Here is an 18255-nt window from a genome sequence, read left to right on the forward strand (position 1 = left end):
AACTCCTTCGGGTTTTATACCCACAGTTGTGAAATGGGGCGGGTACAAACCTCAACCGGCTCGTTGTGTTGTAGGGGCGCCGTATTCTGCGCCCGCTTTGATAATCAATGCGTTGGTTTGAGGCAAACTACACATTCAGCAGCATTGCCGCGTGGTCATCAAACTCGAGGCCAGGCGTTTACCAGCTAAAGCCTTTGGCGTTGCTGCTGTCGATTAGCTTCACTTTCACCGGAATGGTGCTTGGCACGTTGGCACCCCAATGGCGGGCCAGCGCAATCCCCAAGGCAATACGTGCCTGGTCGCGTGGGAACTGTGCGGAGGTGGCGATAAACGGTGAGTTCGGTTTCAGGATCTCCTTAATCGCTTCAGGCTGGCCATCGACACTGACCAACTTGACCTTGGCACCGTTACTCTCAATGGCTGCCAATGCACCCAGGGCACCTACGTCGTTGACGCTAAAGATACCGGCCAGATCGGGAGTGGATTGCAGCATGTTTTCGGTTACGGTCAGTGCGGTATCACGCTCTTGCTTGCCGTTCTGCTTGGTGACAATCTTCATTTCCGGATGCTTTTTAATGGCGTCTTCAAAGCCACGGACGCGTTCCAGGATCGGCACCACCGGGATACCGTCCAGGATCGCCACTTTGCCTTTGTTGCCCAGGGATTTGGCCAGGTATTCACCCGCCTGGAAACCGGCATCATAGTTTTCCGAACCGACAAAGGAATCCAACGGGCCTTCGGCCTGGGCATCGATCGCCACGACCACCGCTCCGGCCTTGTGGGCCGAGATGACCGCCGACTGCACGCCAACCGAATCTGTCGGGTTAATCAGTAAAATATCGACTTTCTTTTGCAGCATATCTTCCACATCATTAATCTGCTTTGAGACATCATGATGGGCATCCGCAATATAAAGCTTGGCGCCAATATCACCGGCGGCCTGCTCTAATGCCTGTTTCATGGAGACAAAATAGTCGTTATTCATTTCCTGGAATGAAACGCCAATGGTGATCTGTTTGGCTAATACCGATTGGCTGGCCAGCAGCATGCCGCCGGCGAGTATCACGGGTAAGGTTTTCTTGAATAATGAAAACATAGTTTATTCTCCTGTTGTAGGGGCGGTGTCTTTCTTTCAGTGTTATTTATAATAATTAGGTCGTTATCGGCCAGAGGTCGGCCTCGCCATCAAAGGGCGTTATCATTGTTTGCTTAAAACTAATCACTCAATATTAAGGAACTAAAATAACCTTGATGGAATCCGTTGAATCTGCCAAGGCAAATGCCTGATCCCACTCTTCTAGTGAATAACTGTGGGTCACCACGCCTTTGGAGGTCACCAGACCGCGTTCAAAAAGATCGATGGCAATTTCATAGCTGTAAGGTGCCAGGTGCGCCCCGCGAATATCCAACTCTTTGCGATCGCCGATAATGGACCAGTCTACGGTGGTTTCCTTGCCAAACACGCTGAACTCGACAAAGCGGCCGAGCTTACGGATCATCTGCAATCCTTGGGTCACGCCGATCGGTGCGCCGGTTGCTTCGATGTAAACATCACAACCGTAGCCGTCGGTTAATGCCTTGACGATTTTATCGGCATCTTCCTTGAGCGGGTTGATGACCACGTCGGCACCGAACGCTTTTGCCAGTTCCAAACGTTCGTCGATGGCATCAATCACGATCAGCTTTTTCGGTGTTTTCAACTTGGCAACCTGCACCATACACAGACCCAACGGCCCGGCACCGGCCAGCACCACAACGTCGTCTAACTGGATATCCCCACGGGCAACGGTGTGGATGGCACAGGCCATCGGCTCGATCAGCACGGCATCTTCATGGCTGAGGCTTTCCGGGATCTTGTGCACGATGGCATTAGCGGAAAAACGCATGTATTCCGACATTCCCCCCTCGGCCACGTCCTTTTGGAAGCCGTAGATATTGTGCGTTTCGCACATCCAATAGCTGCCGGACTTACAGTAACGGCACTCCCAGCAGGGTACGATCTGTTCGGCAATGACGCGTTCGCCAATCTTGTACTTCTGCTCTGTGCCTTCTCCCATGGCAACAATGCGGCCGTAGAATTCGTGGCCGGGTACGACCGGCGGTTTTACCCAAGGGTTTTCACCCCAAAACATCTGGGCACCGTTTTTACACTTACAATCGCCGGCACAGATCCCGCAACCTTCGACCTTGATCACCAACTCTTTGGCTTTAGGTAGTGGGGTAGGGACTTGTTCAAACCGGTAATCCTGCGGGCCATGGCAAACTACCGCGCTCATCTTTTCGGGTAACTGACTCATTTTCCTCTCCATTATCATGCTAGATAGTGATACGAAACCAATGTTGACGTTGTCATTTTTAGGGAAATAAAAAGGCTAATACTTATTTAAGTGATATCATTCATTGTCTTATGAACAAGTTTGAACGATTTACCAAAAATGACAACGTGAACATTGGCGATCATATAACCAAACTGGAGAAAACATTTGTTTGATCAAACTCACACATCGTTAACATCTGGCGTAAAGATTCTACAAATTCAGATCATGATCACAATGTTATGTCGGCTGTATGTAAGATAGGGGAGCGGTGAGTCATTTAATTTATTGAAATTAAATCAATTATTATCCGGCTGGATGGTCAGTTGGCTTACTCTGGGCTGTCTGGCTGCAGTTTCCGGTATCTACCCGCCAGGTGGAAGGCTATCGCCAAAGCAACCTGGCTTGGAATTTCACGATTTGTTGATAGTTTCCCCCCGCAACATTGATGAATGTCATAATATCCTGTACTGATTTTCGGCAGAGTGTGGCGTTATTCGGCTGCTATCGGGCGATGAGCTGAAATAAAATAATTAAATCGAGGAATAACAATGGAACTTCTGATTGGAGCCTTGGTGGCGGTGTTCGTTGGCCGTTACATCATCAAGGGCTATTCTGCCACCGGGGTGTTAATGGTTGGCGGCCTGGTGCTGCTGGCGGTGAGTGCATTTATGGGCAAAAATCTGCTGCCCGCCAGTGCGACTTCGACCGGCTGGCGCGCCACCGATATTTTCGAATATGTCAAAATCCTGCTGATGAGCCGCGGTGGCGATCTCGGCATGATGATCATGATGCTGTGTGGCTTCGCCGCCTATATGACGCACATTGGCGCCAATGACGTGGTGGTCAAGCTGGCCTCCCGCCCGCTGCAGATGATCAACTCCCCGTATTTGCTGATGATTGCGGCCTACTTTGTTGCCTGCCTGATGTCACTGGCCGTCTCTTCGGCGACAGGGCTGGGCGTGCTACTGATGGCAACGCTGTTCCCGTTGATGGTTAACGTGGGGATCAGCCGTGGCGCGGCGGCGGCTATCTGTGCTTCTCCTGCAGCCATTATCCTTTCGCCTACTTCGGGTGATGTGGTGCTGGCAGCCAAGGCGGCCGAAATGCCGCTGGTGGATTTCGCCTTCAAAACCACGCTGCCGATCTCCATCGCCGCCATTGTCTGTATGGCGATTGCCCACTTCTTCTGGCAGCGCTACCTCGACCGTAAAGCCAACGAACAGCACCACATCATGGACGTGAGTGAAATCACTACCAATGCTCCCGGTTTTTACGCCATCTTGCCGTTTACCCCGATCCTGGGGGTACTGGTCTTTGATGGTAAATGGGGACCGGAGCTGCACATCATTACCGTATTGGTGATTTGTATGTTCATGGCCGCGGTGATCGAGTTTATCCGCAGCTTCAATGCCAAAACGGTGTTTGCCGGTTTAGAAGTGGCTTACCGTGGCATGGCCGATGCGTTTGCCAGCGTGGTGATGCTGTTGGTCGCGGCAGGGGTGTTTGCCCAAGGCTTGAGCACCGTTGGCTTCATCAGCGGCTTGATCAGCCTGGCACAGTCATTTGGCACCGGCGGTATCATCATGATGCTGGTGCTGGTAGTGATCACCATGCTGGCGGCGATGACGACCGGCTCTGGTAATGCGCCGTTCTATGCGTTTGTTGAGCTGATCCCGAAACTGGCGGCACAGATGGGGGTTAACCCGGCTTACCTGGTGATCCCGATGCTGCAGGCTTCCAACCTGGGCCGTACGCTCTCGCCGGTTTCTGGTGTAGTGGTAGCGGTTTCCGGTATGGCAAAAATCTCACCGTTCGAAGTGGTGAAACGCACCTCGGTACCGGTGATTGTCGGGCTGGTGGTGGTGATTGTGGCTACTGAGTTGTTGGTGCCAGTGCACCTGTAAGCTATGCCTGTGGGGGCGGCATGCTGCGCCTATTTGACATCAATGCTGGGCACCTCAAGCGGGTGCCCAGCAAAGATTTACTCTTCGTCCTCTTCGTTAGGTGTCATTAACGGCGTGATCTTCACCTTCACGATGCGGTGGCTACTGATTTCCAACGGTTCAAACAGATAGTCGCCAATCTTCAACTGTTCCCCTTCGCGTGGAATGCGCTGGCAATGCTCCATCAGCAAACCTGCCAAGGTATGATATTCCCGCTTTTCTTCTATCGGCAGTGGTACATACAGCACCAGATCTTCCAGCGGCATATGGCCATTGGCAATCCAGTAGCCTTCGCTGGTTTGCTGGATATCATGGCGTGCATCAACCTCTTCATCGGCCTCTGGCAGATTACCGGCGATGGTTTCCATCACGTCGGTTAACGTCACCACCCCTTCGACCGAACCAAACTCATCCACCACAAACGCAAAGTGGGTTTTGGCCTGGCGGAACTGCTCCAGCGCAGACAGCAACGTTAACTGCTCCGGGAAGATCAGCGGCTGGCGCACCAAGGCTCGCAGATCCAGCGGTGATTGCTGCAACTGTTGTTTCAACACATCAATGGTGTGGATCACCCCTAATGGTTCATCGCTGGCGCTATTTTCGGTTACCACAATGCGCGTATGCTGGTTTTTCTCCAACAGCTGCGTCAATTTATCCAGCGGGCCGTTAAGCCCAAGGTATTCCACATCGTGCCGCGAAGTCATGATACTGCTGACGGTGCGCTGTGCCATGCCCAGCACCCGCTCGATCATATGGCGTTCCTGCTGGTTGAAGATTTCACCATTCTCGTTATAGCTGTCTGCCAGCAGATGTGCCGAATGGCTGTCGATCTCGGCTTCTTCATGCTTACCGCTTAACATGCGCAATACGGCTTCTGCGGTACGCTCACGCAAAGGCCGCACCTTGGAAAGGAAACGGCGGCGGTTAAACTGGGCAAACTGGTTCAAGGCTTCGATCATCACCGAGAAACCGATCGCTGCGTAGAGATAGCCCTTCGGAATGGCATAGCCAAAGCCTTCGGCCACCAGGCTGAAACCAATCATCAGCAAGAAGCTGAGGCACAGAATAACAATGGTGGGGTGGGCATTCACAAAGCGCGTAAGAGGCTTGCTGGCTAGCAGCATCAAACCAATGGCGATACACACCGCGATCATCATCACGGCCAGATGATCGACCATCCCGACGGCGGTGATCACCGAATCCAGCGAGAAGACGGCATCCAGCACCACAATCTGCGCGACCACCGGCCAGAAACGCGCGCCTTTGCGTGACCCATGGTGTTCTTCGTCTTTACCCTCCAGCCGCTCGTTCAGCTCCATAGTGGCTTTAAACAGCAGGAATATACCCCCGACCAGCATTATCAGGTCGCGGCCACTGAAAGCGTGCCCCATGGCCACAAACAGCGGTTTGGTCAGGGTGGCTAGCCAGGATATCGAGGCTAGCAGCGCCAGGCGCATCACCAACGCCAGTAAAAGACCGACAATGCGGGCTTTATCACGTTGTTTCTTAGGTAATTTCTCCGCCAAAATGGCGATAAAGATCAGGTTGTCAATGCCCAGTACGATTTCCAGTACAACCAGGGTGGCCAAGCCGGCCCAAATTGTTGGATCTGCGATCCATTCCATACGCCTAATTTCACCTTTTAGTTCGACGGCTTATGCCGCATTGAGAATGATGGACGCTGAGGGAGGGGATTTCAACATTAAATCCGCACTGGGTGCGGGTAATCTATGTTAGTTGAATAATTAGACAGTACCAGGATCTTGTCACTGGAGGTAAGCACCAGAAAACATAGAACAAATAGCTGCTTATAAATTCTGCGCTTAGATAATAAGCATTATAATCAATTTGTTATAAAGTAGTTAAACGAGTAAAATCTTAAAAATCGAGTATCCTTAGTAGTCTTATTCTGAAAAGGTCTTAATAAAGCCACTAAGACTTGTTTCACTGGGTCAATAGTATAAGAATCTTAGCATCCTATAAATGATAGCAAGACTGACCACTTGGCCAGGAAGGCACTGCCTTTTCCTTACTCTGCGACTTGCCTCTCATTAAATTCTGAACAGAACCCAAGGTTCATCTACAAGCGTGGAGTCGATTGCACGCTTGTCAGTTCAAACATTGTCTACAGTGCATTGGTAGCTGCAAGCCAAGGGCGGTAGCGTGCCTAAAACGTCAATTTAATATTGTAATTGATTGATTTTTATAGTTAAAAATTCAGTTGGACGTTATGGGTAACCACTTTTCCTGGCTCTGTTACACTTACTTGTTATTTGTCGGTGGAAAAAATTTATGCAAAAAAGATTGAAGGCCGTGATCCCAGTAGCAGGTTTGGGCACCCGTATGCTGCCCGCAACCAAGGCGATCCCTAAAGAAATGCTGCCTGTGGTCGATAAGCCATTGATTCAGTACATCGTGAGCGAATGCGTTGCGGCTGGCATCAAGGATATCGTACTGGTTACACACTCATCGAAAAACGCGATCGAAAACCACTTTGATACTTCCTTTGAGCTGGAAGCGACGTTGGAAGCTCGAGTAAAACGCCAACTGCTTGCCGAAGTACAAAGTATCTGCCCGCCAGATGTAACGGTGATGCAAGTGCGCCAAGGGCAAGCCAAAGGGCTGGGCCACGCGGTGTTATGCGCGCAACCGATGATTGGGGATAACCCATTTGTGGTGCTGCTGCCGGACGTATTATTGGATGACTCTACCGCCGATCTGCAGAAAGAAAACCTGGCCAAAATGATCCAGCGCTTCGAGCAAACCGGTTTTAGCCAGATTATGGTTGAGCCAGTGCCAGAAGAGGACGTTTCAAAATACGGTGTGGTCGATTGCGGCGGTGTGGCGTTAGCCGCTGGTGCAAGTACACCAATGACCGCGGTGGTTGAGAAACCTGCGCGGGAAGATGCGCCATCTAACCTGGCCGTAGTGGGGCGCTATGTCCTCTCAGCCGATATCTGGCCGTTGCTGGAGAAAACGCCTCCGGGAGCTGGCGATGAAATCCAACTGACCGACGCTATTGCCATGCTGATGGAGCAGGAAACGGTAGAAGCTTTTCATATGAGCGGCAAATCCCACGACTGCGGTGACAAACTGGGCTATATGAAGGCGTTTGTACAGTATGCCCTGCGCCACCCTTCCGAAGGCGCAAACTTCACCCAGTGGATGAAACAGACCCTGAACAGTAAGTAATTACGAGACTACTGACAAGCCCTTACCGGGCTTACAACGTAGGGGCGCTGCATGCAGCGCCCGTCAGGATAATCCATGGGTTAGAAAGGATTGGTGAGTTTGTTTTCTATCAAATCAGCAACATTGCCACTTTATCATCAATCTGAATTACCTTAGCCGGTTAGCACGACCACGAGATTTAAGAGGAACACCATGTCGAAGAAGTTGAAAGCCGTCATTCCTGTTGCTGGTCTGGGTATGCGCATGTTGCCTGCGACCAAGGCGATCCCGAAAGAGATGCTGCCGATCGTAGATAAGCCGTTGATCCAATATATCGTCAACGAATGCGTGGCTGCCGGGATCAAAGAAATCATTCTGGTTACCCACTCCTCCAAGAACGCGATCGAAAACCATTTCGACACGTCTTATGAGCTTGAGGCGATGCTTGAAGCGCGCGTGAAGCGTCAGCTGCTGGATGAAGTTAAATCCATCACGCCGAAGGGCGTAACCCTGATGCACATCCGCCAAGGACAACCGAAAGGGCTGGGGCATGCGGTACTGTGTGCCAAACCACTGGTAGGTGATTCACCTTTTGTGGTGGTGCTGCCGGACGTGCTGCTGGATGACGCCAAGGCCGATATGCACAAAGACAACCTGGCGCATATGATTGCCCGCTTCGAAGATAACGGGCTGAGCCAAGTACTGGTACAGCCTGCGGATGAAAATGTGCTGCATGACTACTCGGTGGCAGAATGTGAGACCACGACCCTAAAACCAGGTGAAAGCTCACGCATGACGTCGATCATTGAGAAGCCAAGCCGCGAAGTGCAGCTGAAATCCAATTATTCTGCTGTAGGTCGTTATGTGCTCTCTGCCGACATCTGGCCGATTTTGGAAAAAACTCAGCCAGGCGCCTGGGGCCGAATTCAACTGACCGATGCGATTGCTGACCTGATGAAACAACAGACGGTAGAAGCGATGGAGCTGGTGGGAGAGTCGTTCAACTGCGGTGAAAAACTAGGTTATCTCCGGGCGTTTGTGACCTATGGTCTACGCCACCCTACGCAGGGCAAAGCCTTCCGTGAATGGGCCGAGCAGCTAAAATTGTAGTAATTTGTACTGAAAAAGAGCTAAAAAATCTTTATAGTTAGAGGCCTGCGGAAATCTCGGCGGGCCTTTTGACTTGTCCGAGACGGTTCGCACATGAAAACACTCCTGGTGCATGCGCCACTCACTACGAGTCTGAGAGGCATCTTAGCAAACCCAGGCTCAACGTTTGCTCAATGAGTGCTTTCATGCATGTATCGCAGGACTGCCGTACATAGCGCAAACAAAAAATTTTGCTAAGCACCACCCCAAGCGGCCATGGTTGGCCAGGTGTTTAGCGTTGCAAGTTTACTTACTTTGAAAGTGATGAAAATTCGATGGCAAAGAAACAATGGAAGCTGATACCGCTCCTGGTATCGATCAGTGTGATCAGCGGTTGTACCGTGGTCCCTGGCACCCACCTCTCTACAAGCGGTAAAAACGTTGTTAAGCAGGAAGACAGCGATTTTAATCTGAACGAATTGGTCAATATCTACCCGATGACGCCGAGCTTGGTTGATAAAATGCGACCAAAATCTGTCACCGCGCAAAATAACCCGGCACTGGAACGTGACCTGCAGAGCTATGAATACCGCATTGGTGTGGGCGATGTGCTGATGGTGACCGTTTGGGATCACCCTGAGCTAACCACTCCCGCAGGCCAGTACCGTAGCGCCAGTGACACAGGTAACTGGGTGAATGCAGATGGTACTATCTTCTACCCATATATTGGCAAGGTGAAAGTAGCAGGAAAAACTGCTAGCCAAGTGCGAAATGATATCGCAGGACGTCTTGCTCAATATATTGAAAGCCCGCAGGTAGATGTAAGCATTGCGGCCTTCCGTTCGCAAAAAGCGTATGTGACGGGCGAGGTGGCAAAATCAGGCCAACAGCCGATTACCAATGTGCCGTTAACCGTGATGGATGCAATCAACGCAGCAGGTGGGCTTGCAGAAAATGCTGACTGGCGAAACGTGGTGTTAACACACAATGGCAAAGAGCAGCGTATATCGCTTCAGGCACTAATGCAGAAGGGTGACCTGATGCAGAACCATCTGCTTTATCCAGGTGATATTCTTTATGTTCCGCGTAATGACGATCTGAAAGTATTCGTGATGGGTGAAGTCAAGCAACAGACTACCTTGAAGATGGACCGCAGTGGCATGACGTTGACAGAAGCCTTAGGCAATGCTCAAGGTATGGACCAGACGGTATCGGATGCAACTGGGATTTTTGTTATTCGCCCACTACGGGGTACTGAAGGCAGCAAGCTTGCCAGCATTTATCAGCTAAATGCCTCTGACGCGACGGCTTTGGTAATGGGTACAGAATTCCAATTACAGCCGTATGATATAGTTTATGTTACTACAGCGCCTGTTGCGCGTTGGAACCGTTTGATTATGCAGTTAGTGCCTACAATAAGTGGGTTTAACAACTTAAGCGAAGGTGCATTGCGTGTACGTAACTGGCCATAGTAGTGATTATGTAGGATGGCAATATGTTTAATTCTATTCTAGTGGTTTGTGTAGGTAATATTTGCCGTTCCCCCACGGGGGAGCGTTTGCTAAAACAGGTATTGCCAGATAAAGAAATATCTTCCGCTGGACTAGGCGCTTTGGTTGGTAAACCGGCAGATGCGACAGCAACTGATGTTGCTAAAAACCATTCACTCTCTCTTGAAGGGCATCAGGGAAAACAACTCACTGGCAAGATGTGTCGAGAATATGACTTAATACTAGTTATGGAGAAAGGTCATATCGATGGCGTATGCAGATTAGCTCCAGAGGTTCGGGGTAAAACTATGCTTTTTGGTCATTGGCTGAACCAACGAGAAATTGCAGACCCATATCGCCAAAGTCGAGAATCTTTTGAGTTTGTGTACCAACTTCTTGATGAATCAGCCCAAAAATGGGCTAAAGCACTAAGCAGATAGCTAGCCAGGACTTCAAATGTTAGAAAAAAATAAAGCAAATAATATTAGAAATGAAAAATCTGATGAAATTGACGTAAGACGCCTAATTGGTGAATTGGTTGATAATAAATGGCTAATTATTGGTGTTACCGCAACATTCTTAACAATTGGTATTTTGTACAGTCTTTTTGCATCGCCAGTTTACCGTGCAGATGCTATGGTCCAAGTTGAACAAAGTGTTGGTAATTCATTACTGAATAATATTAATCAGATGCTTCCAAGTGGGCAGCCAGAATCAGCGCCTGAAATTGAACTGCTAAAGTCAAGAATGATTTTAAGTAAAACAGTTGATGACTTAAATTTACGGACAGTAATAGAAGAACGACACTTTCCAATTATTGGGAAAGGGCTGGCTCGGTTAATGAAACGAGATCAAGCTAGGATTGTTGTGTCGAGGCTAGAATTGCCGGAGTCTTGGGCAGCAGATCCTACGTTGAGTTTAAACGTAGGTGAGAATAATGAATATACAATAACCAGGGATGGTAGTAATTTTGCTGAAGGCAAAGTTGGAAGTATACTCAGCAAAAATGGTTTTTCTATTTTGGTCAGCGATATTGATGCAAAGCCAGGAACTTTATTTGATATCAGTAAAAATACAGAGTTAGAAGCAATCAATTTATTGCTAAAGCAGTTTGATGTTGCAGATAAGGGAAAAAATACTGGGGTGCTAGGATTAACATTAACTGGCGAAAACCCTATCAAAATACAAAAGATATTGGATAGAATTACTAAAAACTATCTAGAACAAAATGTTGAAAGAAAATCTGAAGAAGATGCTCGTAGTCTTGATTTCTTGCGAGAGCAGCTTCCCAAAGTTAGAAATGCACTTGATTCTGCAGAGAATACGTTAAATAAATATAGACAACAGAACGACTCTGTTGATCTATCTTTAGAAGCAAAGTCTGTTTTAGATTCTATAGTATCAGTCGATACGCAATTAAATGAGTTGACATTTAAAGAAGCCGAAATATCAAAACTGTATACAAAGGAACACCCATCTTATCGGGCTCTTTTAGAAAAAAGGCAGACCTTAGAAGATCAACGTGAAAAACTAAATAAACGTGTTAGCTCAATGCCCAAAACACAACAGGAAATACTACGCCTTAGCCGTGATGTTCAGTCAGGGCAAGAAGTATACATGCAGCTGTTGAATAAAGAGCAAGAGTTAAGTATTTCGAAGGCTAGTACTGTAGGTAATGTAAGAATAATCGACCATGCAATAACTCAGCCTACTCCAGTTCAACCGAAAAAAATAATTATTCTTATCCTAAGCGTTATCTTCGGTGGAGTCTTGTCTATAGGTTATATACTTACGCGCTCTTTCTTACATAGAGGAATTGAAAGTCCTGAACAGTTAGAATCTTTGGGTATTAATGTTTATGCAAGTGTTCCATTATCTGAATGGCAGAGAAAGAGAGATTTGGAGTTTGTCAGCAAGCATAAAGGAAGGAAGATTAATACAGACTCTAACTCACTATTAGCATTTGGTAATCCAGCGGATCTAGCCATAGAAGCAATACGAAGTTTACGTACGAGTTTGCACTTTGCAATGATGGAATCAAAGAATAATATTCTAATGATTTCAGGTGCTAGTCCTGGGATAGGGAAAACGTTCATTAGCGCCAACTTGGCCGCAGTAATTGCCCAAAGTGGACAAAAGGTTTTATTTATTGATAGTGACATGCGAAAGGGTTACGCGCATGAGCTACTTGGTGTAGAGGGTAAGATAGGGCTATCTGATGTTCTTGCGGGTAGACTAGATTTATCAAAGGTCATTCAGAAAACCAAGCATGAGGGATTCGATTTTCTTCCTCGGGGTCAAATCCCACCAAATCCTTCAGAACTACTGATGCACTCAAGATTTACAGCTACATTGGACTGGGCATCAAAGAATTATGATTTAGTCTTGGTTGATACCCCTCCGATTCTTGCAGTTACAGATGCGGCAATTATCGGTAAGCACGTTGGAACATCATTAATGGTTGCTAGATTTGAGTTGAATAGCCCTAAAGAGGTGGAGGTTAGTTTTAGACGATTTGAGCAAAATGGTATTGAAATTAAGGGCGTGATTCTTAATGCTGTTATGAGGAAGGCGGCTAATTACTATAACTATGGCTATGACTATTATAACTATGAATACAAGTCAAAAGATTAGGTTTATTACATGATATAAAAGTCATTCAAGGCGAGTTCAGCATTTAGGTTGTTCTCGCCAATAATATTCTAAACTTTAATTAATATTAGATAAATTATGAAGATAAAAAAATATGTATTTAGAAACTAAAAATCGGTGTGAGTGGTTTTCATTATACTCGATAACGTTGTTATGCTTATTGGGGGCTACTTACCTCTCGGGTTTCTTGATAATACCTGAAACCGGATTTCTGGAAATAATATTCTTCATAGCTGCTCTCCTTGCTTTTTTTAAGTATGGGATTAACCAAATAGCACTTGTCTTTTCATTGTTATCACTTTTTTATCTGCTGTACTCGCTATTTTTTGTGCTTTTAGTTACGCAAAAAAATATAATAGATTTCATTCAGGCCTATAAGTCTTATTATTATCTTATACTGCTTGGTTTTTTTTATAAGAGGCGAGTGTTTTCTGAAGAGAATGTGGTTAAATTTTACAGATTTATAGTTATATTATTCCTGATTAAGTACAGTGCAGATAAGTTCCTATTAAATGTTGAAAGACCAACATTGTTGATTGAAAATAACTTTGAATTAATAATGTTGATATTGACATATTATCTAGTGAATATAATAAGAGGGAAATTAGGTATTCTTGATACTATGATTATACTTGTTGTATGCTTTATATCAGGTTCAAGATCTTCATTTTCAGCACTTCTGATAGCAATTTTATTTTCTATGGATAGGAAGTTAGATATACGAAAGATGTTGTATATGGTTTTAATTCCAATAGTTCTTTCTTTGGTGTTTTTCATATTTAGTGAGAGGTTAACATCAGGCTCATCACTAGAGTCTATTGATAGATATAGATTTTTATTAGAGTTTATCTACTCAGTTTCTGACTGGCCTTGGTGGCGTTTCTTTATAGGTTCAGAGGCAATAACTCCTCTATCAATAGGCTCATGCCATGATCTAGCTTACTATGAGTCGTTATTTAGTTATGCAGGAAATGGAGAATGCTATTCAGTGATATTGCATTCATTTCTACTTAGAGTGATTTATGATCATGGCATAATTGGTTTTTTCATGCTACTTATCCCTATATGGGTATATCTATACAAATTTAAAACAAAACACAAGATTTGTGTAATTTTGATCTTGCTCGCTACAGCTCTATCCGTTTCCTCATTAAATAATGTATACGTGGCTTTGTCACTTATTTTATTTATTGGTATTGATAGTGATTTTAAGAAAAAAAGGCAAGAGGATAGTGAGGAAGGAGTAATAAATTGAATAATAGTAAATTTACTGTCGTCATTCCAAATTTTAAAAGAGTGACAGAATTAGTCAGAGCTTTAGAGAGTGTCCTCAGCCAGGAACTTAGTGAAGAGCTATTAGATTCAATAATTATTGTTGATGATTATAGTGATAACATAGATGAAATCATTGCGGCTGTAGAAAAACTGAACTCTACAAAGATAATGATGATTAATAACAGTTTCAAAAGCAATGCAGCAGTGACAAGAAATCAGGGGGCTAGACTGGCAAAAACAAAATGGGTTAGCTTCCTTGATTCCGATGATATTTTTATGCCAGGTAAACTGATATCTCTAGCAAATGCAGTATCCTCAGAGTCTGATGTGTACTATAACAAAGCCCTTGTTTACTTTAACAATAAACTTGAGTCAATAGTTCCTAGTAGACCGATTAAAGACAATGAGCATATCAGTGATTACCTATTTACGTCCAAAGAGTTAATGCAAACTTCGACTTTAACAGTTAGAAGGTCATTTTTTGATGATAATGGATTTAATGAAAAATATATAAGGCATCAAGACTACGACTTATGTTTGTCTTTCGAATTCAGCGGGTTAAAGATAGAGTTTGTTGATACAGTTGGAACAGCAATATTTTGGAATTCGAAAGATAGACCAAACTTAAAAGGGGAGTCTTTTGATTATTCGTATAATTGGTTGATCGAAAATGAAGATAGAATGTCTCCATCGGCTATAAATGAATTTTATTATAATTTTGTGGTTTTAAAAGCAGCAAGAAATAATAATAAAAAATACAGTTTAAAAGCTGCAATGAAATTAAAAAAAGAAGTAGTGACAGTAAATAAATTACTTACATATTGTACTGTATTAGTTATACCATATTCATTGCAAAATTTATTTTATATTAATTATAAAAGGTTGAAATGTTATGTCATGGAATATAGAGAACATAAAAATAATAAAAGAAAAAGTCACTGAAGAAGCATGCATTAATTTAACTAAAAAGAATAAAATATATACATTTTTAAATTGTTATTCTTACTATGTTTTTAGAAAAAACACTAACTCATTTAAGTATATAGATGCAATATTTTGTGATGGGATAATTTTTGAAAAAATGATGCGCTCTATAAAAATTAAAGCATCAAGAGTTAGTTTTGACATGACATCATTAGCTCCAATTGTTTTTAATCATGCAAGTGAGCATGATGAAACATTGGTCCTTATTGGTAGCGAAGAAGGTGTCGCAATGAGGGTAAAAGCTATATTAACTGAGAGCTTTGAGAATATAAAAATCATTGATGTAAGGCATGGTTTCTTTCTAAATGAAACGGAACGACTAGCATATATTGACTATATTATAAAAATTAACCCTACATATGTAATTGCTGGCATGGGAACACCACATCAAGAGAACTTTATAGTCGAATTGAAATATGCAGGTTGGCAGGGGATTGGTTTTACTTGCGGAGGTTTTCTCCATCAGACATGCAAGAAAGGCATTAACTACTATCCCAAATTAATTAATAAGCTAAATTTACGCTGGGCCTATCGGATTTGGGATGAGCCTAAATTACTAAAAAGATATGTTTTATATTACCCTTTGTCAGTTAGTGCATTTTACTATGACTATTTTAAATATTGCATTGTGAATTATTTTAGAAAATAATTTATTCTCAAATGTTAGATGATAACTATAAATTGATATTGTGCTGCATACTAACGGTGACGATATTAAATGTCGAAATTTTATACACTGTCTACATGGTGGAATAATGAATAGAATTGGTTATATACAAAATAAATATCCAGAGCAGCGATGCATTATTAATAAAACAAAAAATAATTATGTAAACTTATCTAGATTTAATTTTGCTCGCTATGCTTATTATATAGATAAATTACGCGGTGCAGACTTCTCTAACTTTCAGTTTATATTTATAGGTATAGTGCCGAGTAGCGTTAAAATGATGCACTTTTTTAATTTTATTACACCTCAAAAGAAAAACTGGGTTACAACATTTGAAACTAGCTTACCTCGCTGTAGAGAGCTAATAAGCATCCATCATAACCCAGATTATGTTGATGGAATCAAACGATGTCCTGCGGTGGAAAAAAAATTAAAATGGATTGCATCTGAACACTGTAAGGCTATTATTGCATTATCACAATCAGCAAAAAAAATCCAAAAAAATATTCTGAATGTTTATTCGGAGTATAAAGATACGATAGAGAATAAGATTCATGTTGTAGCTCCTCCTCAGAAAATATTGATATCGAATAATAGCAAAAAAGAATTAAATGAAACTGATGAAATTAGGGTTTTATTTGTTGGTGGAGATTTTTATAGGAAAGGTGGTGCAGAAACTGTAATAGCACTAAATAATATTGTGAGAAAAAATAATATTAAATTGAGCCTTACGGTGATTGGAGATCTAGCAAGAAAAAATAATTATGTATTAAAAGAATGGAAGGATGATGAGGGTTTTTACAAGAAGGTTTCAGAAATAATTGAGCAAGAACCATGGATAGTGCATCATCAATCTTTGAGTAATTATGAAGTACTTAACTTAATGCAGCAAAGTCATGTGGGCTTGCTTCCCACATGGTCAGATACATATGGATATTCAGTTTTAGAAATGCAAGCAAGCGGTTGTCCTGTAATAACTACAAACGTTAGGGCTCTCACAGAGATAAACAATGAACACTGTGGTTGGGTGATTAAGCTTCCTCTTAATAAATATTCAGAGCTAGCAATAGATTCACAAGAGAAAAAAGATAGTTTTCGAAATACAATTATCTCTGGGATTGAAAATGCAATACTAGAATTAAATTCTAAACGTGGATTGATACAAGTTAAAAGTACAAACTCTTTAGACAGGATAATTGCTCAGCACGATCCTGAAGATTATAAATCTCAATTAGAAAAAATTTATGATAAATGTTCGTAAAGCTATTCATTGGCTTGTAAATGAACGGGGGCAAGGCGGTTCGAATAAAGAAAAACACTCCCTTCAGAGAAGGGGCCTGCTTAAAAAAATTATATTAAGCACCATAGCAACCCCGTTTGTTATGGGGAATACACGTGCTGGAGTTGGGCATGACCTTGAAAAAGGAGAACATAAAAATGACAAAGATGATGAGGAGTTTGGCAACGAAGCACAAATAATGGACGGCAAAATTAATAGCATCAGAAGTATGAATAAAAAATTAGTAAGTATTCAAGATTTCATGTCTGACTATGAAATAGCGGATGCTAATTCTTCGAAACCAAGGTTGGACCATTCGAAGGCTTTAATTAAGGCTTTGCGAATCTCCCCACATGTTTATTTCCCTAATGTTAAGGGGTACTATCTAATAAAAGATGTTGTACTGCCAAAGGGCTGTTGGCTAGTTGGCTATTCTTCGCTTCCTTATACTGTTGAAAATAAAGAGGATATTCTTGGTGTTGGAGCAGGGATTGTGCTCGCTGATGGCGGGAAGGCTATTTTTAAGTTTAATACTAATGCAACGTTCTTTGGAATAGTCCAATATGGCGGGCCGTCTTACAAAATTGATGGACTACAGGTTGTAGACAAATCTTTAATAGGAACGTTTAGAGCTTTCTATTGCGGTTTTTATGGTTTTAGAATTGCTATTGGTGAAAACAATAGATACGTTGGAGTTGATTTAAACAGTTGTATGATTTCATCAAATTTTAGAGGTGTGCAAAATATACTAGACTCAAAAATTCAAGGCGGTACAATTAATAACAATCATGATGATGGGGTGAATTTACAAGAAGGAGCGAATGATAATGTATTTATAAATATAAAAAATGAGTGGAATCGAGGGAGTAACTACTCTGCATTCCGAGCGAAAAACAATGTAATTACATCTGGTATATGTGATAGAGCTGCTTTTTGCGGTGTCAAATCAATTGAGTCCACATGGATAATTAGTGGGGCAATTTTCAGAAGAAATGGTTCGAAAGCAGAGGAGTCAAAGGATTCTTCCCATTTTTACATGGAAGGAAAAGATGCAGAATTAATTCTTAATGGTGTTTACACCGCAATTGGACAAAATGACCATAAAGACGGTGTCGTTTCACCTGCATATAGCTTAACAACTTGCGGTAATTCCGAAAATCAAAAACTAATTATCACTGGGTGTGATTTAACAGGTTGTACAAAGAGGACTTGGAATCTTATTAGTATTCCTGCTAAATATGCTATCAGTGGTAACATTGGAATGAGTGATAGTGCCATTAAAAATTAATTGGTAGTTGTTAAGGGAAAAATAAGTTATATAAACATATTATCACCGATACTTTACATTTAAAATTAATGCTGCATATGTGGATTTTTATAACAT

14 protein-coding genes are annotated in these 18255 nt (G+C 43.3%); 11 read left to right on the forward strand and 3 right to left on the reverse strand.

Annotation, left to right across the window (positions count from 1 at the left end; all coding sequences use genetic code 11):
- Nucleotides 1-178: 178 nt before the first annotated feature.
- Together ACMV5I_RS15995 and ACMV5I_RS16000 are read right to left on the reverse strand one after the other, a co-directional pair.
- Nucleotides 179-1096, reverse strand: coding sequence for a substrate-binding domain-containing protein (locus ACMV5I_RS15995; protein WP_261445441.1), 918 nt, complete (start codon nt 1094-1096; stop codon nt 179-181).
- 133 nt (nt 1097-1229) lie between these two features.
- Entirely contained in the window at nt 1230-2297 is a 1068-nt protein-coding gene (locus ACMV5I_RS16000; protein WP_261445440.1) for a zinc-binding dehydrogenase, read from the reverse strand.
- A gap of 569 nt (nt 2298-2866) precedes the next feature.
- Here ACMV5I_RS16000 and dcuC point away from each other — a divergent pair.
- Complete coding sequence (dcuC, locus tag ACMV5I_RS16005; protein ID WP_141131766.1) at nt 2867-4222, forward strand: anaerobic C4-dicarboxylate transporter DcuC; 1356 nt, start codon at nt 2867-2869, stop codon at nt 4220-4222.
- A 77-nt stretch (nt 4223-4299) separates the two neighbouring features.
- Here dcuC and ACMV5I_RS16010 read toward each other — a convergent pair whose 3' ends face one another.
- Nucleotides 4300-5886, reverse strand: a complete 1587-nt coding sequence (locus tag ACMV5I_RS16010; protein WP_414824796.1) for a TerC family protein — start codon at nt 5884-5886, stop codon at nt 4300-4302.
- A 667-nt stretch (nt 5887-6553) separates the two neighbouring features.
- Here ACMV5I_RS16010 and galU (ACMV5I_RS16015) point away from each other — a divergent pair.
- The 10 genes from galU (ACMV5I_RS16015) (at nt 6554) to ACMV5I_RS16060 (ending at nt 18159) form a co-directional block, all read left to right on the forward strand.
- Entirely contained in the window at nt 6554-7453 is a 900-nt protein-coding gene (galU, locus tag ACMV5I_RS16015; RefSeq protein ID WP_414824797.1) for a UTP--glucose-1-phosphate uridylyltransferase GalU, read from the forward strand.
- A gap of 192 nt (nt 7454-7645) precedes the next feature.
- Nucleotides 7646-8542, forward strand: coding sequence for a UTP--glucose-1-phosphate uridylyltransferase GalU (galU, locus tag ACMV5I_RS16020; protein ID WP_121606397.1), 897 nt, complete (start codon nt 7646-7648; stop codon nt 8540-8542).
- A gap of 314 nt (nt 8543-8856) precedes the next feature.
- On the forward strand, nt 8857-9993 hold the full coding sequence (locus ACMV5I_RS16025; protein WP_414824798.1) for a polysaccharide export protein: 1137 nt from the start codon (nt 8857-8859) through the stop codon (nt 9991-9993).
- A gap of 23 nt (nt 9994-10016) precedes the next feature.
- Nucleotides 10017-10451, forward strand: a complete 435-nt coding sequence (locus tag ACMV5I_RS16030; RefSeq protein WP_414822360.1) for a protein tyrosine phosphatase — start codon at nt 10017-10019, stop codon at nt 10449-10451.
- Nucleotides 10452-10467: 16 nt separating this feature from the next.
- On the forward strand, nt 10468-12645 hold the full coding sequence (gene wzc / locus ACMV5I_RS16035) for a tyrosine-protein kinase Wzc (protein WP_414824799.1): 2178 nt from the start codon (nt 10468-10470) through the stop codon (nt 12643-12645).
- A gap of 112 nt (nt 12646-12757) precedes the next feature.
- A complete protein-coding gene (locus ACMV5I_RS16040; RefSeq protein WP_414822362.1) occupies nt 12758-13918 on the forward strand; it encodes a hypothetical protein in 1161 nt (386 codons plus the stop codon).
- Complete coding sequence (locus ACMV5I_RS16045; protein WP_414824800.1) at nt 13915-14880, forward strand: glycosyltransferase family 2 protein; 966 nt, start codon at nt 13915-13917, stop codon at nt 14878-14880. Before ACMV5I_RS16040 ends, ACMV5I_RS16045 begins: the two co-directional genes overlap by 4 nt.
- Nucleotides 14831-15571: a WecB/TagA/CpsF family glycosyltransferase gene (locus ACMV5I_RS16050; RefSeq protein ID WP_414824801.1), complete on the forward strand. Its 741-nt coding sequence runs from the start codon at nt 14831-14833 to the stop codon at nt 15569-15571. Before ACMV5I_RS16045 ends, ACMV5I_RS16050 begins: the two co-directional genes overlap by 50 nt.
- A gap of 106 nt (nt 15572-15677) precedes the next feature.
- Nucleotides 15678-16853 (forward strand): glycosyltransferase family 4 protein, encoded by a 1176-nt coding sequence (locus tag ACMV5I_RS16055; RefSeq protein WP_414824802.1) that lies wholly within the window; start codon nt 15678-15680, stop codon nt 16851-16853.
- On the forward strand, nt 16837-18159 hold the full coding sequence (locus tag ACMV5I_RS16060) for a hypothetical protein (RefSeq protein WP_414824803.1): 1323 nt from the start codon (nt 16837-16839) through the stop codon (nt 18157-18159). The genes ACMV5I_RS16055 and ACMV5I_RS16060 overlap by 17 nt, the downstream gene beginning before the upstream one ends.
- Nucleotides 18160-18255: the final 96 nt, after the last annotated feature.

It is taken from the genome of Serratia sp. T13T92 (genome assembly GCF_047530105.1).
In the GTDB taxonomy this organism is placed as follows: Bacteria; Pseudomonadota; Gammaproteobacteria; order Enterobacterales; family Enterobacteriaceae; genus Chania; species Chania fonticola.

Bases quoted from the DNA above. Each gene is read 5' to 3' on its own strand.
- ACMV5I_RS16040 (WP_414822362.1), top strand. From the start codon at position 12,758: ATGTATTTAGAAACTAAAAATCGGTGTGAGTGGTTTTCATTATACTCG.
- ACMV5I_RS16025 (WP_414824798.1), top strand. From the start codon at position 8,857: ATGGCAAAGAAACAATGGAAGCTGATACCGCTCCTGGTATCGATCAGT.
- ACMV5I_RS16060 (WP_414824803.1), top strand. From the start codon at position 16,837: ATGATAAATGTTCGTAAAGCTATTCATTGGCTTGTAAATGAACGGGGG.
- ACMV5I_RS16000 (WP_261445440.1), bottom strand. From the start codon at position 2,297: ATGAGTCAGTTACCCGAAAAGATGAGCGCGGTAGTTTGCCATGGCCCG.
- galU (WP_121606397.1), top strand. From the start codon at position 7,646: ATGTCGAAGAAGTTGAAAGCCGTCATTCCTGTTGCTGGTCTGGGTATG.
- ACMV5I_RS16050 (WP_414824801.1), top strand. From the start codon at position 14,831: ATGTCATGGAATATAGAGAACATAAAAATAATAAAAGAAAAAGTCACT.
- ACMV5I_RS16055 (WP_414824802.1), top strand. From the start codon at position 15,678: ATGAATAGAATTGGTTATATACAAAATAAATATCCAGAGCAGCGATGC.
- ACMV5I_RS16030 (WP_414822360.1), top strand. From the start codon at position 10,017: ATGTTTAATTCTATTCTAGTGGTTTGTGTAGGTAATATTTGCCGTTCC.
- wzc (WP_414824799.1), top strand. From the start codon at position 10,468: ATGTTAGAAAAAAATAAAGCAAATAATATTAGAAATGAAAAATCTGAT.
- galU (WP_414824797.1), top strand. From the start codon at position 6,554: ATGCAAAAAAGATTGAAGGCCGTGATCCCAGTAGCAGGTTTGGGCACC.
- ACMV5I_RS15995 (WP_261445441.1), bottom strand. From the start codon at position 1,096: ATGTTTTCATTATTCAAGAAAACCTTACCCGTGATACTCGCCGGCGGC.
- dcuC (WP_141131766.1), top strand. From the start codon at position 2,867: ATGGAACTTCTGATTGGAGCCTTGGTGGCGGTGTTCGTTGGCCGTTAC.
- ACMV5I_RS16010 (WP_414824796.1), bottom strand. From the start codon at position 5,886: ATGGAATGGATCGCAGATCCAACAATTTGGGCCGGCTTGGCCACCCTG.